General features: G+C 72.0%; 1 protein-coding gene (running past one end of the window). It reads left to right on the forward strand.

Annotation, left to right across the window (positions count from 1 at the left end):
- On the forward strand, nt 1-16,235 hold the 3' portion of the coding sequence (locus OG866_RS24055) for a non-ribosomal peptide synthetase (protein WP_329337686.1). 12,409 nt of this gene lie to the left of the window's left edge; only the last 16,235 of its 28,644 coding nucleotides appear in the window; its start codon lies beyond the left edge, outside the window; the stop codon is at nt 16,233-16,235.
- Nucleotides 16,236-16,237: the final 2 nt, after the last annotated feature.

Genomic DNA, 16,237 nt, shown 5'->3' on the forward strand with positions numbered 1-16,237 from the left:
TCGCCCGGATCAGGTCGGTGCTGGAGGTGTCGGTCGGGGTTCGTGAGGTGTTCGCGGAGCCGACGGTGGCGGGTGTCGCGCGGCTGGTCGAGGGGGCCGGGGCGTCGACCGATGTGGCGCTGGCGAGGCGGGAGCGGCCTGAGCGGGTGCCGTTGTCGTTCGCCCAGCAGCGGATGTGGTTCCTCAACCGCATGGACGAGACCAGCGCTTCCGCCTACAACATGCCCTTCGCGTTGCGGCTGACCGGCAGCCTCGATGTCGAGTCGCTACAGGCCGCCTTGGCTGACGTTGCTGATCGTCACGAGAGTCTGCGGACGGTCTTCCCGGACGTGGAGGGCGTGCCGTATCAGGAGATCCGTGAGGGTGCCGAGGGGCGTTCTGTGCTCCAGGTCGTCGAGGCCGGCGAGCGGTGGCGTGACGCCATGCGGGAGGAGGCCGGGCGGGGCTTCGACGTACGAGGCGAACTGCCCTGGCGGACCACGCTGTTGAAGGTCTCGGAGTCGGAGTGGGTGCTGCTCCTGGTCGCTCATCACATCGCTACGGATGCCTGGTCGATGGGTGTGCTGGCGGGGGACCTTCAGGTTGCCTACGGTGCTCGGCTCTCCGGGGAGGCTCCGGGATGGACGCCGTTGCCGGTGCAGTACGCGGATTACGCGCTGTGGCAGCGGGAGACACTCGGTGAGCTGGACGACCCGTCGAGCCCAGGAGCGGGTCAGGTCGCGTTCTGGCGGCGGGCGTTGGAGGGGGTGCCGCAGGAGACTGCGCTGCCGTTCGACCGTCCGCGTCCGGCGGTTCCGTCCTTCCGTAGTGGGTCGGTTCCGATGGAGGTGGATGCGGGGACACATGCCCGGTTGGTGGAGCTGGCCGCGCAGGGCGGGGCGACGATGTTCATGGTCGTCCATGCCGCGCTGGCCGTGCTGCTGGCCCGGATGGGGGCAGGCGAGGACCTGTGCCTCGGCACCCCGGTCGCCGGGCGCTCGGACGCCCAACTGGAGGAGCTGGCGGGCCTCTTCGTCAACACGCTGGTCCTGCGGTCCGATGCTTCGGGGAACCCCACGTTCGGTGAGCTGCTGGCACGGATCCGGGAATCTGATCTGTCGGCGTACGCGCATCAGGACGTGCCGTTCGAGCGGCTGGTGGATGAGCTGAACCCGGCCCGTTCCGCGGCCCGTAATCCGCTGTTCCAGGTGATGCTGGCGCTCCAGAACGTGCCGGAGGCCAGGTGGGAGTTGCAGGGGCTGGCGGTCGATGAGGTCCAGCAGACGGACGACCTCGTGGCCCGCTTCGATCTCTCTCTTTCGCTGAGCGAGCGCAGGTCGGAGGGCGGCGCCGCTCGTGGTCTGCGTGGCGGGATTCTGTACGCGGCCGACCTCTTCGATGAGGGGACGGTTCGTGGGCTGGCCGGGCGGCTGGTGCGGGTGCTGGAGCAGGTTGCCGGTGATCCGGAACTGCGACTGAGTGACCTCGACCTGCTCGACGAGCCCGAGCGGGTGTCGGTCGTCGAGGAGTGGAACGCCACGGCTGAGCCGCTTGAGTCCGGTTCGGTGGTGGAGCGGTTCCGCGCCAATGTGGCCAGGGAGCCGGGGGCGGTTGCGCTGTGGTCGTCCGGGGGGCGTGCGGTGTCGTATGCCGAACTGGATGCCCGGTCGGATGCGCTTGCGCGTGGGCTGGTGGCGCGTGGTGTGGGCCGGGAGTCCCGGGTGGGGCTGTGTCTGCCTCGTGGTGCGGAGATGGTCGTCGCCATCTTGGGGGTGTGGAAGGCCGGTGGGGCGTACGTCCCACTGGATCCCGAGTACCCGTCTGACCGGTTGGCGTTCATGGTCGCCGACAGCGACGCCGAACTGGTGCTGGTCTCGGAGGAGACGGCCGACCATGTAGCCGCAGGTGTGCTGCTGGATGAGTTGCTGAGTGACTCCGGTCTCCTGCCGGAGATCGGTAGCGACCAACTGGCCTATGTCATCTATACGTCGGGGTCGACGGGGCGGCCGAAGGGGGTGGCCGTCGCGCATGCTTCCGTGGCCAACCTGGCGTCTGTGATGCGTCCCGTCCTGGGTGTTGAACCTGGGGTCACGGCGTTGCAGTTCGCCTCGTTCAGCTTCGACGCGGCGGTGCTGGATGTTGCGGTCACGCTGGCCGGCGGGGGCACGTTGGCGATCGCTTCGTCCGATGAGCGGCTGGACGGTGCGGCGCTTGCGCGCATGATCGAGGCGGCCGGGGTGAGCACGGCGAGTGTGGTGCCTTCGCTCCTCGGGGCGCTGGAGCCGGACGCGGTGTCCGGGATCAGGAACTGGGTCCTGGGTGCTGAGCGCCTTGAGGCCGGGCTGGCGGCGAAGTGGCGTGAAGGCGCGCGGGTTTGGAACACGTACGGGCCGACCGAGGCCACCGTCATCACCACCGCAGTCCTCCTGGAGGAGGGCATCACCGGCGAGGACGCCCCGCCGGCGATCGGCCGCCCCCTGGGCAATGTCCGCACCTACGTACTGGACGCGTTCCTGCGCCCGGTCCCTGTCGGGGTCACAGGTGAGCTGTACATCGCCGGAGACAGCTTGGCGCGCGGCTACATCAACCGCCCGGACCTGACGGCGGAACGCTTCATCGCCTGCCCGTTCGACGAGGACGGCGGCCGGATGTACCGCACCGGCGACCTGGCCCGCTGGACGGTGGACGGTCAGCTGGCGTTCGTGGGCCGTGCCGACGAGCAGGTCAAGATCCGTGGCTTCCGGGTCGAACTCGGTGAGGTCGAGGCCGTCCTCGCAGCCCACCCGCAGCTCGATCGAGCGGTGGCCGTGGCCCGGGACGGCCGTCTGATCGGGTACGTCGTCGGAGACGCGGACGCCGAGAACGTACGGGCGTATGCGGCGACCCGGTTGCCGGAGTACATGGTGCCGTCGGTGGTCGTCGTACTCGACGCGTTCCCGCTGACCGCCAACGGCAAGATCAACCGTGCCGCCCTGCCCGCCCCCGACCTCGGCGCGAGCGGTGGTCGTGCGCCGGCCACTGGGACCGAGGAGGCGCTTGCGGCCCTGTTCGCCGAGGTGCTGGACCTGGAAGCCGAGGCGATAGGCGCGGAGGAGAGCTTCTTCGAGCTGGGCGGCGATTCGCTGAAGGTGATGCGGCTGATCGCCCGCATCCGCTCGGTGCTGGAGGTGTCGGTCGGCGTCCGCGAGGTCTTCGCCGATCCGACCGTGGCCGGTATCGCAAGGCTGGTCGAAAGCACCACAGCGTCGACGGGTGTGCTGCTGGCGCGTCGGGAGCGCCCCGACCGGGTACCGCTGTCCTTCGCCCAGCAGCGCATGTGGTTCCTCAACCGCATGGACGAGACCAGCGCGTCCGCCTACAACATGCCCTTCGCTCTCCGCCTGACCGGCAGCCTCGACACCGAGGCCTTGCAGTCGGCCCTGGGGGACATCGCCGACCGGCACGAAACCCTGCGCACGGTCTTCCCGGACATCGAAGGCGTGCCCTATCAGGACATCCGCGAGGGTGCCGAAGGACGCCCCCGCCTCCAGGTGATCGAGGCTGGCGAGCGCTGGCGTGACGCCATGCGGGCCGAGGCGGGACGTGGGTTCGATCTGGCGGCCGAACTGCCGTGGCGGACCATGCTGCTGAAGGCCTCGGAGTCGGAGTGGGTCCTGCTCCTGGTGGCTCACCACATCGCCTCCGACGCCTGGTCGATGGGCGTGCTGGCCCGCGACCTACAGAGCGCCTACCGCGCCCGCCTCGCAGGGGAGGCCCCGGGGTGGGAGCCCTTCCCCGTCCAGTACGCGGATTACGCGTTGTGGCAGCGCGAGGTACTGGGTGAGCTGGACGACCCGGACAGCGCCGGAGCGGGGCAGGTCGCCTACTGGCGACGGGAGTTGGAGGGCGCTCCCCAGGAGACGGTGCTGCCCTTCGACCGCCCGCGTCCGGCGGTGCCGACGTTCCGTAGTGGGTCGGTACCGGTGGACGTCGATGCGGGGGCGCATGCCCGGCTGACGGAGTTGGCGGCGCAGGGCGGGGCGACGATGTTCATGGTCGTCCATGCCGCGCTGGCCGTGCTGCTGGCCCGGATGGGGGCGGGGGAGGACATCAGCGTCGGCACCCCGGTTGCCGGGCGTTCGGACGCACAGCTGGAGGATCTGGCCGGGTTCTTCGTCAACACGCTGGTCCTGCGCTCGGACTTGGCGGGGGACCCGTCCTTCGCCGAGGTGCTGCGCAGGGTGCGCGAGACCGACCTGTCGGCGTACGCGAACCAGGACGTGCCCTTCGAGCGGCTCGTCGACGAGCTCAACCCGGCCCGTTCCGCCGCCCGCAATCCGCTGTTCCAGGTGATGCTGGCGCTCCAGAACGTGCCCGAGGCCCTCTGGGACCTCGAAGGGCTGGCGGTCGAGCAGATCCCGCCGGCGGAAGACCCCCCGGCCCGCTTCGACCTCTCCCTGACGCTGAGCGAACTCCGCTCGGAGGGCGGCGCAGTCGACGGTCTGCGGGGCGCGATTCTCTACGCGGCTGATCTCTTCGACGAGGAGACCGTCCGCCGGCTGGCCGAGCGGCTGGTGCGGGTGTTGGAGCAGGTCGCGGCCGATCCGCGGCTGCGGCTGAGCGACGTAGAGGTGCTGGAGGAGGCCGAGCGGGCGGCGGTCGTTGAAGGATGGAACGCCACGCATCAGCAGGTCGACACCGCGACCGTGCTGGAGCGGTTCCGTATCAGTGCGGCCGGGGCGCCGGAGGCGGTGGCGCTGTGGTCCGAGGGCCGGGCGCTGTCGTATGCCGAGGTGGACGCACGGTCGGACGCGCTCGCGCGTGGGCTGGTGGCGCGTGGCGTGGGCCGGGAGTCCCGGGTGGGGCTGTGCCTGCCGCGCGGTGCCGAGATGGTCGTGGCGATGTTGGCGGTGTGGAAGTCCGGCGGGGCGTATGTGCCCCTTGACCCGGAGTACCCGTCCGACCGGCTGGTGTTCATGGTCGCCGACAGCGACGCCGAACTCGTCCTGATCGCGCCCGAGACCGCCGACCGGCTGTCCGCGGAGGTCGACACCGCCCTGCTCGACGAACTGGACGGCGACGCGAGCGAGCTGCCGGATGTCACCGGCGTCCAACTCGCCTATGTCATCTATACGTCGGGGTCGACGGGGCGGCCTAAGGGGGTGGCCGTCGCGCATGCCTCTGTGGCCAACCTGGCGTCTGTGATGCGTCCCGTCCTGGGCGTTGAACCTGGGGTCACGGCGTTGCAGTTCGCCTCGTTCAGTTTCGACGCGGCCGTGCTGGATGTGGCGGTCACCCTCGCCTCGGGCGGGACGTTGGCGATCGCCTCGTCCGAGGAGCGGCTGGACCCCGCTGCCCTGGCCGGAATGCTTCAGGACGCCGGCGTGACGGTCGCGAGTGTGGTGCCCTCGCTCCTCGGGGCGCTGGAGCCGGACGCCGTAGCCGCGATCAGGAACTGGGTCCTGGGCGCCGAGCGCCTTGAGGCCGGGCTGGCGGCCAAGTGGCGCGAGGGAGCGCGGGTTTGGAACACGTACGGGCCGACCGAGGCCACCGTGATCACCACCGCGGTGCTCCTGGAGGAGGGCATCACCGGCGAGGACGCCCCACCGGCGATCGGTCGCCCCCTGGGCAATGTCCGCACCTACGTACTGGACGCGTTCCTGCGCCCGGTCCCTGTCGGGGTCACAGGTGAGCTGTACATCGCCGGAGACGGCTTGGCGCGCGGCTACATCAACCGCCCAGACCTGACCGCGGAACGCTTCATCGCCTGCCCGTTCGACGAGGACGGCAGCCGGATGTACCGCACCGGCGACCTGGCCCGCTGGACCGCGGACGGTCAGCTGGCCTTCGTCGGCCGCGCCGACGAGCAGGTCAAGATCCGCGGCTTCCGAGTCGAACTCGGTGAGGTCGAAGCCGTCCTCGCAGCCCACCCGCAGCTCGATCGAGCGGTGGCCGTGGCCCGGGACGGCCGTCTGATCGGGTACGTCGTCGGAGACGCGGACGCCGAGAACGTACGGGCGCATGCGGCGACCCGGCTGCCGGAGTACATGGTGCCGTCGGTGGTCGTCGTACTCGACGCGTTCCCGCTGACCACCAACGGCAAGATCAACCGTGCCGCCCTCCCCGCCCCCGACCTCGGCGCGAGCGGTGGTCGTGCGCCGGCGACCCCGACCGAGAGGGCGATCGCGGCCCTGTTCGCCGAGGTGCTGGACCTCGAAGCCGAGGCGATAGGCGCGGAGGAGAGCTTCTTCGAGCTGGGCGGCGATTCTCTGAAGGTGATGCGGCTGATCGCCCGCATCCGCTCGGTGCTGGAGGTGTCGGTGGGCGTCCGTGAGGTCTTCGCCGATCCGACCGTGGCCGGTATCGCAAGGCTGGTCGAGAGCACCACAGCGTCGACGGGTGTGGTGCTGGCGCGTCGGGAACGCCCCGACCGGGTGCCGCTGTCCTTCGCCCAGCAGCGCATGTGGTTCCTCAACCGTATGGACGAGACCAGCGCGTCCGCCTACAACATGCCCTTCGCTCTCCGCCTGACCGGAAGCCTCGACACCGAGGCCTTGCAGTCGGCCCTGGGGGACATCGCCGACCGGCACGAAACCCTGCGCACGGTCTTCCCGGACATCGAAGGCGTGCCCTATCAGGACATCCGCGAAGGTGCCGAGGGACGCCCCCGCCTCCAGGTGATCGAGACCGGCGAGCGCTGGCGTGACGCCATGCGGGACGAGGCCGAGCGCGGCTTCGACGTTCGAGGCGAACTGCCGTGGCGTACCACGCTGTTGAAGGTCTCGGGGTCGGAGTGGGTGCTGCTCCTGGTGGCTCATCACATCGCCACGGACGCCTGGTCGATGGGCGTGCTGGCCCGCGACCTACAGAGCGCCTATCGCGCTCGTCTCGGCGGGGAGGCTCCGGGATGGGAGCCGCTCCCCGTGCAGTACGCGGATTACGCACTGTGGCAGCGGGAGGTGCTGGGCGACTTGGACGGCGACAGCGACGGCGACCGCGACAGCGGCAACGGGCCCGGCACGGGTACCGGGCAGGTGGATTACTGGCGGCGGGTGTTGGAGGGCGCGCCGCAGGAGACGGTGCTGCCGTTCGACCGTCCGCGTCCGGCGGCGCCGTCGATCCGCAGCGGGTCGGTTCCGGTCGGGGTGGACGCGGGGACGCATGCCCGGCTGACGGAGCTGGCGGCGCAGGGCGGGGCGACGATGTTCATGGTCGTTCATGCCGCGCTGGTGGTGCTGCTGGCCCGGATGGGAGCCGGGGAGGATGTCTGCGTCGGTACGCCGGTCGCGGGCCGGTCCGACGTACAGCTGGAGGAGTTGGCGGGGTTCTTCGTCAACACGCTCGTGCTGCGCTCCGACGCCTCCGGTGACCCCACCTTCGGTGACCTGCTGGCGCGTGTCCGGGAGACCGACCTGTCGGCGTACGCGAACCAGGACGTGCCCTTCGAGCGGCTCGTCGACGAGTTGGGTGTGGCGCGTTCCGCCGCGCGCAATCCGCTGTTCCAGGTGATGCTGGCGCTCCAGAACGTGCCCAAGGCGCAGTGGGACCTGGAAGGGCTGGCGGTCGAGGAGATACCGCCCGCGTCCGACCCGGCCGCACGGTTCGACCTGTCGGTGGCCCTGAACGAGTTCCACACCGCCGAGGGCGAGCCGGAGGGTATGCGGGGCGGCATCCTGTTCGCGGCCGACCTGTTCGACGAGGACACCGTCCGCCGGCTGGCCGGGCGGCTGGCGCGGGTGCTGGAGCAGGTCGCGGCCGATCCGCAGCTGCGGCTGAGCGCCGTCGAGGTGCTGGACGAGGCCGAGCGGACCACGGTCGTGACGGAGTGGAACGCCACGGCCCGCGACGCGGACGACGTCACCACGGTCGTGGAACGGTTCCGCGAGTGGGCCGCACGGACACCGACGGCGGTGGCGCTCCGCTTCCTCGGCCGCTCGCTGACGTACGCCGAGGTGGATGCCCGGTCGGACGCGTTGGCGCGTGGGTTGGTGGCGCGTGGTGTGGGCCGGGAGTCCCGGGTGGGGCTGTGTCTGCCGCGCGGGGCCGAGATGGTCATCGCCATCTTGGGGGTGTGGAAGGCCGGTGGGGCGTACGTCCCGCTGGATCCCGAGTACCCCTCCGACCGGCTGGCCTACATGGTCGCCGACAGCGGGGCCGAGCTGGTGCTGGTCTCGGAGGAGACGGCCGACCGTGTAGCCGCAGGTGTTCTGCTGGGTGAGGTGGCGAGGGACGCCGGTGTTCTGCCGGACGGGGTCGCATCCGGCCAACTGGCCTACGTCATCTATACGTCGGGGTCGACCGGGCGCCCCAAGGGCGTGGCCGTCGCGCACGCCCCGGTGGCGAACCTGGCCACCGCCATGCGCCCGGTGCTGGGTGTCGAACCCGGGGTGACGGCCTTGCAGTTCGCGTCGTTCAGCTTCGACGCCTCCGTCCTGGACGTCGCGGTGACGCTGGCCGCGGGCGGCACGTTGGCCATCGCCTCGTCGGAGGAGCGGCTGGACCCCGCTGCCCTGGCCGCCCTGGTGGAGACCTGCGGTGTCGAGGTCGCGAGCGTCGTCCCGTCGCTGCTCGGGGTGCTGGAGCCGGAGGCGGTCCACGGGATCGGCAACTGGGTGCTGGGCGCCGAGCGGCTGGAGGCCGGACTGGCCGCCAAGTGGCGGGCGCGGAGCCGGGTGTGGAACACCTACGGTCCGACCGAGGCCACCGTCATCACCACGGCGACGCTGCTGTCGAAGGGCCTCACCGCCGAGGATGCGCCGCCGCCCATCGGCCGCCCCCTGGAGAACGTCCGGACCCATGTCCTGGACGCCTATCTGCGGCCCGTGCCGGTAGGGGTGCCCGGCGAGCTGTACATCGCCGGCGACGGTCTGGCCCGGGGCTATGTCAACCGCCCGGACCTGACGGCGGAACGCTTCATCGCCTGCCCGTTCGATGAGGACGGCGGGCGGATGTACCGCACCGGTGACCTGGCCCGCTGGATGGCCGACGGACGACTGGAGTTCGTCGGCCGCGCCGACGAGCAGGTCAAGATCCGTGGCTTCCGGGTCGAACTCGGCGAGGTGGAGGCCGCTCTGGCCGCCCACCCGGAGGTGAAGACGGCCATAGCGGTCGTGCGCGACGAGCGGCTGATCGGCTATGTGCTGCCCGTGTCCGGGCAGGAACCGCGGGCCGACGCGGTACGGGAGTTCGCCGCCACCCGGCTGCCGGACTACATGGTGCCGTCCGCCGTCGTGCTGCTCGACGCTCTGCCGTTGACCCTGAACGGCAAGATCGACCGCGCCGCCCTGCCCGAGCCGGAGCGCGCGGCGGACGGTGGCCGTGCGCCGGCGACCCCGACCGAGAGGGCGCTCGCGGCCCTGTTCGCCGAAGTGCTGGACCTGGAAGCGGACACGGTCGGGGCGGAGCAGAGCTTCTTCGAGCTGGGCGGTGACTCGCTGAAGGTGATGCGGCTGATCGCCCGCATCAGGTCGGTGCTGGAGGTGTCCGTCGGGGTCCGTGAGGTGTTCGCCGAGCCGACCGTGGCCGGTGTCACGCGGCTCGTCGAGACCGCCGGGGCGTCGGCGGGCGTGGTGCTGGCGCGGCGGGAGCGGCCCGAGCGGGTGCCGCTGTCCTTCGCCCAGCAGCGCATGTGGTTCCTCAACCGCATCGAGGGGACCGACAGCGACGGGGCGGGGGCTTCCGCCTACAACCTCCCCTTCGCCCTGCGGCTGACCGGCACCGTCGACACCGAGGCCCTTCAGTCGGCGCTGTGGGACATCGCCGACCGGCACGAGAGCCTGCGCACGGTCTTCCCCGACGTGGAAGGCGTGCCGTACCAGGAGATCCGCGAGGGCGCCGAGGGGCGGCCACGGCTGCGAGTCGTCGAGGCCGGTGAGCGGTGGCACGAGCTCATGCAGGACGAGATCGGGCGCGGCTTCGACGTACGGGCCGACCTGCCCTGGCGGGCCTCGCTGCTGAGGATCTCGGAGACGGAGTGGGGCCTGCTTCTGGTGGCCCACCACATCGCCTCCGACGGCTGGTCGATGGGGGTGCTGGCCAACGACCTCCAGGCCGCCTACCGCGCCCGCCTCGCGGGTCGGGCCCCGGAGTGGGAGCCGCTTCCCGTGCAGTACGCGGATTACGCGCTGTGGCAGCGGGAGACGCTGGGCGAGCTGGACGACCCGGACAGTGCGGGGGCGAGCCAGATCGCGTACTGGCGGGGCGTGCTGGAGGGGGCCCCGCAGGAGACGGTGCTGCCCTTCGACCGCCCGCGTCCGGCGATGCCCTCGTTCCGCAGCGGGCAGGTGCCGGTCCGGGTGGACGCGGAGACGCATGCCCGGCTCGTGGAGCTGGCGGCGCAGGGCGGGGCGACGATGTTCATGGTCGTCCATGCCGCGCTGGTGCTGCTGCTGGCCCGGATGGGGGCCGGGGAGGACGTCTGTGTCGGTACGCCGGTCGCCGGCCGCTCGGATGTGCAGCTGGAGGGGCTGGCGGGGTTCTTCGTCAACACGCTCGTCCTGCGCTCCGACGCCTCCGGTGACCCCACCTTCGGTGACCTGCTGGCCCGTGTCCGGGAGACCGACCTGTCGGCGTACGCGTATCAGGACGTGCCGTTCGACAAGCTCGTCGACGAGCTCAACCCGACCCGGTCGGCGGCCCGTAGTCCGCTGTTCCAGGTGATGCTGGCGCTCCAGAACGTGCCCGAGGCGCAGTGGGACCTCGAAGGGCTGGCGGTCGAGCAGATCCCGCCGGCTGAGGACCCCGCGGCGCGCTTCGACCTCTCGTTCTCCCTGGGGGAGCGGTGGTCCGGGCAGGGCGTCCCCGCCGGGATGGGCGGCGGGATCCTCTACGCGGCCGATCTGTTCGACGAGGAGACCGTTCTTCGGCTGGCCGGGCGGCTGGTGCGGGTGCTGGAGCAGGTCGCGGCCGATCCGCGGCTGCGGCTGAGCGACGTGGAGGTGCTGGAGGAGTCCGAGCGGGCTGCGGTCGTGGCGGAGTGGAACGCCACGGCGATCGAGGCCGACACCTCGACCGTGCTGGAGGGCTTCCGGGAGCGGGTGGCTGAGGCACCAGGGGCGGCTGCGCTGTGGTCCGGGGGGCGTGCGCTGTCGTATGCCGAACTGGACGCCCGGTCGGACGCGTTGGCGCGTGGGCTGGTGGCGCGTGGGGTGGGCCGGGAGTCCCGGGTGGGGCTGTGTCTGCCGCGCGGTGCCGAGATGGTCGTGGCGATGTTGGCGGTGTGGAAGTCCGGCGGGGCGTATGTGCCCCTTGACCCGGAGTACCCGTCCGACCGGCTGGTGTTCATGGTCGCCGACAGTGACGCCGAGTTGGTGCTGGTGACGGCCGAGACCGCCGACCGCTTGTCCGCGGAGGTCGACACCGTCCTGCTCGACGAGCTGGCGAGCGAGTTCGGCACGCTGCCGGACGTCGGCCGCGATCAACTGGCCTACGTCATCTATACGTCGGGGTCGACGGGGCGGCCGAAGGGTGTGGCCGTCGCACACGCTTCCGTGGCCAACCTTGCCTCGGTGATGCGTCCCGTCCTGGGTGTTGAACCTGGCGTCACGGCGTTGCAGTTCGCGTCCTTCAGCTTCGACGCGGCGGTGCTGGATGTTGCGGTCACGCTGGCCGGCGGGGGCACGTTGGCGATCGCTTCGTCCGATGAGCGGCTGGACGGTGCGGCGCTTGCGCGCATGATCGAGGCGGCCGGGGTGAGTACGGCGAGTGTGGTGCCTTCGCTCCTCGGTGCGCTGGAGCCGGATGCCGTTGCCGGGGTCGGGAACTGGGTCCTGGGTGCTGAGCGCCTTGAGGCCGGGCTGGCGGCGAAGTGGCGTGAAGGCGCGCGGCTGTGGAACACGTACGGGCCGACCGAGGCGACCGTGATCACGACTGCGGTGTTGCTGGAGGAGGGCATCACCGGTGAGGACGCCCCACCGGCGATCGGCCGCCCCCTGGGCAACGTCCGCACCTATGTGCTCGACGGGAACCTGCGGCCTGTCCCTGTCGGGGTGACGGGTGAGCTGTACATCGCCGGGGATGGTCTGGCGCGCGGTTACATCAACCGTCCCGATCTGACGGCGGAGCGGTTCGTCGCCTGCCCGTTCGATGAGGACGGCGGCCGGATGTACCGCACCGGCGACCTGGCCCGCTGGACGGTGGACGGTCAGCTGGCCTTCGTCGGCCGTGCCGACGAGCAGGTCAAGATCCGTGGCTTCCGGGTCGAGCTCGGCGAGGTCGAGGCCGTTCTCGCCGCCCACCCGGACGTGAGGACGGCCGTGGCGATGGTCCGTGAGGACCGCCCGGGCCATCCGCGCATCGTCGGTTACGTCCTTCCGGGCGACTCCCCGGCCGGGACCCTGGAGGCCGGCGGTCTGCGGGAGTTCGCGGCGACCCGGCTCCCGGACTACATGGTCCCGTCGGCCGTCGTGGTCCTCGACGCGCTGCCTCTGACGGTCAACGGCAAGATCGACCGGGCCGCCCTGCCCGTGCCCGACCCGGAGAGCGACGGCTCGGGTCTTCTTCCCCGGAACGGCACCGAGGCGCTGCTGTGCACCCTGTTCGCCGCGGTACTGGGCGTCGACCGGGTGGCCGCCGACGGCAACTTCTTCGATCTGGGCGGCAATTCGGCGCTGGCGATGCATCTCGCGGGCCGGGTCCGGTCGGAGACCGGTGCCGAGCTGAACCTGAAGCAGTTCTTCGGCGATCCGACGCCGATCGGCGCGGCGCGCATCCTGGGCACGAAGTCGCGTCCCTCGCTGCTCCCGGTCGCGCACGAGGGCGGTGAGGCGCCGGCGACGGCCGGACAGCGGTTCCTCTGGCGGCGTGCCGCGGCCGACCCGGGTACCCGGGCCCTCCAGTCGTCCGTCGCCCTGCGGCTGCGCGGGGAACTCGACCGTGACGCGCTGCGGGCGGCGCTGGCGGACGTGGCCGAACGGCACGACATTCTGCGGACGGTGTTCGCCGAGACCCCGGAGGGCGGGCTGGTCCAGCGGATCCTGGACGCCGACGACCCCGCCGTACGCCCGGATCTTCCGGTCGTCACGGCGACCGAGCGGGAGCTGCCCGCCGTGCTGGCCGCCGGTGCCGCCCGGCACTTCGATCTCGCGCGCGAAACCCCTTGGGCGCACACGCTGTTCGAGCTCTCCGAAACCGACCATGTGCTGCTTCTCGTACTGCATCGGATCGGTGGCGACGACGCGTCCCGGGACGCCCTCGTGCGCGATGTGTCCGTGGCGTACGGCGCGCGCTGGGAGGGCCGGGCGCCGGAGCGGGCACCCCTGCCGCTTCAGTTCGCCGACTACGCGGTGTGGGAGAGCAGGCTGCTGGCGGGCACGGAGCCGGAGTGGGAGTCGGAGCCGCAGTCGGATGCGTCTGCGTCTGCGTCTGGGTCGGCATCGGCGTCGGCGGCGGCCTCGGTTGAGAGCGTTGCCGGTGATCAGATCGCGTACTGGAAGGAGGTGCTGGCGGACGCGCCGTCCGCGATCACCCTTCCCGTGGACCGGCCGCGCTCCGAGCGGCCGAGCCGGCGGACCGGGGCGGTGCCGCTGCGCGTACCGGCCCCGGTGCATGTCCGGCTGATGGAGACGGCCCAGCCGCTCGGTGTGACCTCGGTCGCCGTCGTGCACGCCGGGCTGGCGATGCTGCTCGCCCGGATGGGAGCCGGCACCGATCTGGTGCTGGGCGCGGTGGCACCGCGGCCGACCGGCGAGGGTGAACTGGAAGCCGTGGTGGGCCCGTTCGCCGGGCTGCTGCCGCTGCGCACCGATGTCTCGGGCGACCCGACGTTCCGGGAGATGCTCGGCCGGGTCCGGGAGACCACCGAGGAGGCGGAGCGGTCCGGGGACGTTCCGTTCGCGCGGATCGCCGAGGCGCTCGGGGTCGCGGACGCGGCACCGGGTGACCCGCATCCGCTCGTCCAGGTCGCCCTGGACGTCCGGGACGACACCGCGGCGAAGTGGGACGTGCCCGCGGTCCCGGGCCTCGACGCCTCGCTCGTCGGCCTCGGTGCCGTGGCGTCCGCGTTCGATCTGACGGTACGGCTGACCGACCGGCACCGGGACGACGGCGGACCCGACGGCCTCGACGGCACCCTGGACTACGCCGAGGAACTGTTCGACCGGGCCACCGCCGTCGGTCTCACACGGCGTCTGCTCCGTCTCCTCGGGCAGGTGGCGGCCGAGCCGGAACTGAGGCTCAGCCAGATCGACATCCTGCTCGGCGAGTCCGAGCGCCGGCAGCTGACCGAGGACTGGAACCGCGGCGCGGCCAAGGTTCCGGACGGCACCGTGCTGCCGGCGTTCGCCGAGGCGGCGGCCCGCGATCCGCGCGCGGTGGCCGTCCAGGACCGGTACGGCTCCCTCAGCCGCCGGGCCCTGGACCGGGCGTCCGCGTGGCTGGCCGCCTGGCTGGAGCGGCGCGGGGTGGGTGCGGGCGACGTCGTGGTGGTGGCGGTACGGCCCGGCACCGACTGGGCGGTCGCCGTGCTCGGTGCCCTCCGGGCCGGCGCCACCTGCGTGATCGCACGGGCGGACGACCCCGCGGGGGCGTTGTCGGCGGCTGCCGGGCTGGGCTGTGCACGGGTGGCCGCGGTCGTGCTGTCGTCGGGCGGTGGCGGGGAGAGGGCCTCCGGGGCGGCGACGGTGCCCGTCCTGCGGGTGGCGGACGCGATCCGGGCCGGGGGCAGGCGGCTGCGCCGTCCCCCCGTCCTGCCGGACCCGCTGCCGTCCCAGCCTGCGGTGCTGCTTCCCGGGGAGTCTCCGGACGGCACGCTCGTGGGCGAGCTGGTGGACCACCGGTCCCTGCTCGGCCGGGTGATCGACCGCCAGGCGTCCTCCCCGTCGACGGAGCCGACCGCCACCGCGATCCGCTTGGCCGCCGACTCACCGTCCACCGACCTGCTCATCGGTCTGCTGGCCGCGCTGAGCGGGGGACGTACGGTCGCGGTGGAGAGCGCCACGATGCCCGCGGGTGAGCGACTGAAGGGTGGGGCGGGGGCCGAACGTGGTGGTCTCCAGCTCGTGCCGCAGTCGGACGGCGAGGCGACCCGGTCGCACCTTGAGCTGACGCGGTCGGAGCATCGGGCGGCCCATCCCGACCAGGAGGTGGCGCAGCCGCACCGCGCCCCCACCCCGGTCCTGATCCCGGCCCCGCTCTCCCTCCCCCGTACCGCTCGTGCCTATGTGCTCGACGAGTGGCTGCGGCCGGTGCCGGCCGGGGTGGCGGGGGACCTGTATGTGGCGGGGCCGTCGCTGGCCCGGGGCTATGCCGGGGCGCCGGCCCGCACCGCGGGAAGTCTGGTCGCCGATCCCTTCGGGCGCGGCGGTGATCTGATGCTGCGCACCGGGCGGCGTGCCGCCTGGACCTCGGACGGGCTGGTGCAGCCGCGCGCGGCGCTGGCCGCCGGTGCCGGTCTGACGGCGCCGCGGCGGGCCGGGCGGCGGCGGGACGACCTCGACGCGCTGCTGTCGTTGCAGAGCGGCGGGTCTCGTACTCCTCTGTTCTGTCTGCACCACAGCACGGGGCTGGCCTGGTCCTACGCCGCGCTGCTGCGCCACCTTCCGCAGGATCTGCCGGTCTACGGCCTTCAGGCGCCCGGGTTCACCGACCGCAGGGCGATGCCGGGCAGCGTGCCGGAGCTGGTGGCCGACTACGTCGACCGGATCCGCTCGGTGCAGCCCGAGGGGCCGTACCAGCTGCTCGGCTGGTCCTTCGGCGCGGTGCTGGCCCAGGCCATCGCCGCGGAGCTGGAGGAGCGGGGCGAGGAGGTCACGCTGCTGGCGCTGCTGGACGGGTTCCCCGGCGGACACCACCGGATCGACGAGGACGGTCCCCGGCAGGACGGCGACGGCGACGGCGGCGATGGCTATGCCGGCGGCAGCGGTGGCGGTGGCGGTGTGGACGGGACACACGTCCGGATCGACGGCGCGGCGGACCAGGAGGGGCGGGCCCTGCTCGACGGGCCGGGGGCGGCGAGCCCGCCGGCCGACTCGTTCACCGTCAACGTGGAGGAGACGAAGGAGCACATGATCCGGCTGGCGCAGGGGCACACGCCCCGGCGGTTCGGCGGTGGCGCGCTGCTGTTCCTGGCCACCGAGGGCGACCTGGCCCAGCTGTCGCTCGCGGCGGCACGCACCACCTGGGAGCAGTACATCGCCGCGCCCATCGAGGGGTTCGAGATCGCCGCCGACCACGTCGGGATGCTCCGGGGCACGCACGCCGAGGCCATCGGCCGGGAGGTCGCCCGGCGCCTGGTGACACCCGGACCCACGGCAGACCACAAGCCCGTGTCAGAAAGGTAGGA

The organism is Streptomyces sp. NBC_00663 (assembly GCF_036226885.1).
Taxonomy (GTDB): domain Bacteria; phylum Actinomycetota; class Actinomycetes; order Streptomycetales; family Streptomycetaceae; genus Streptomyces.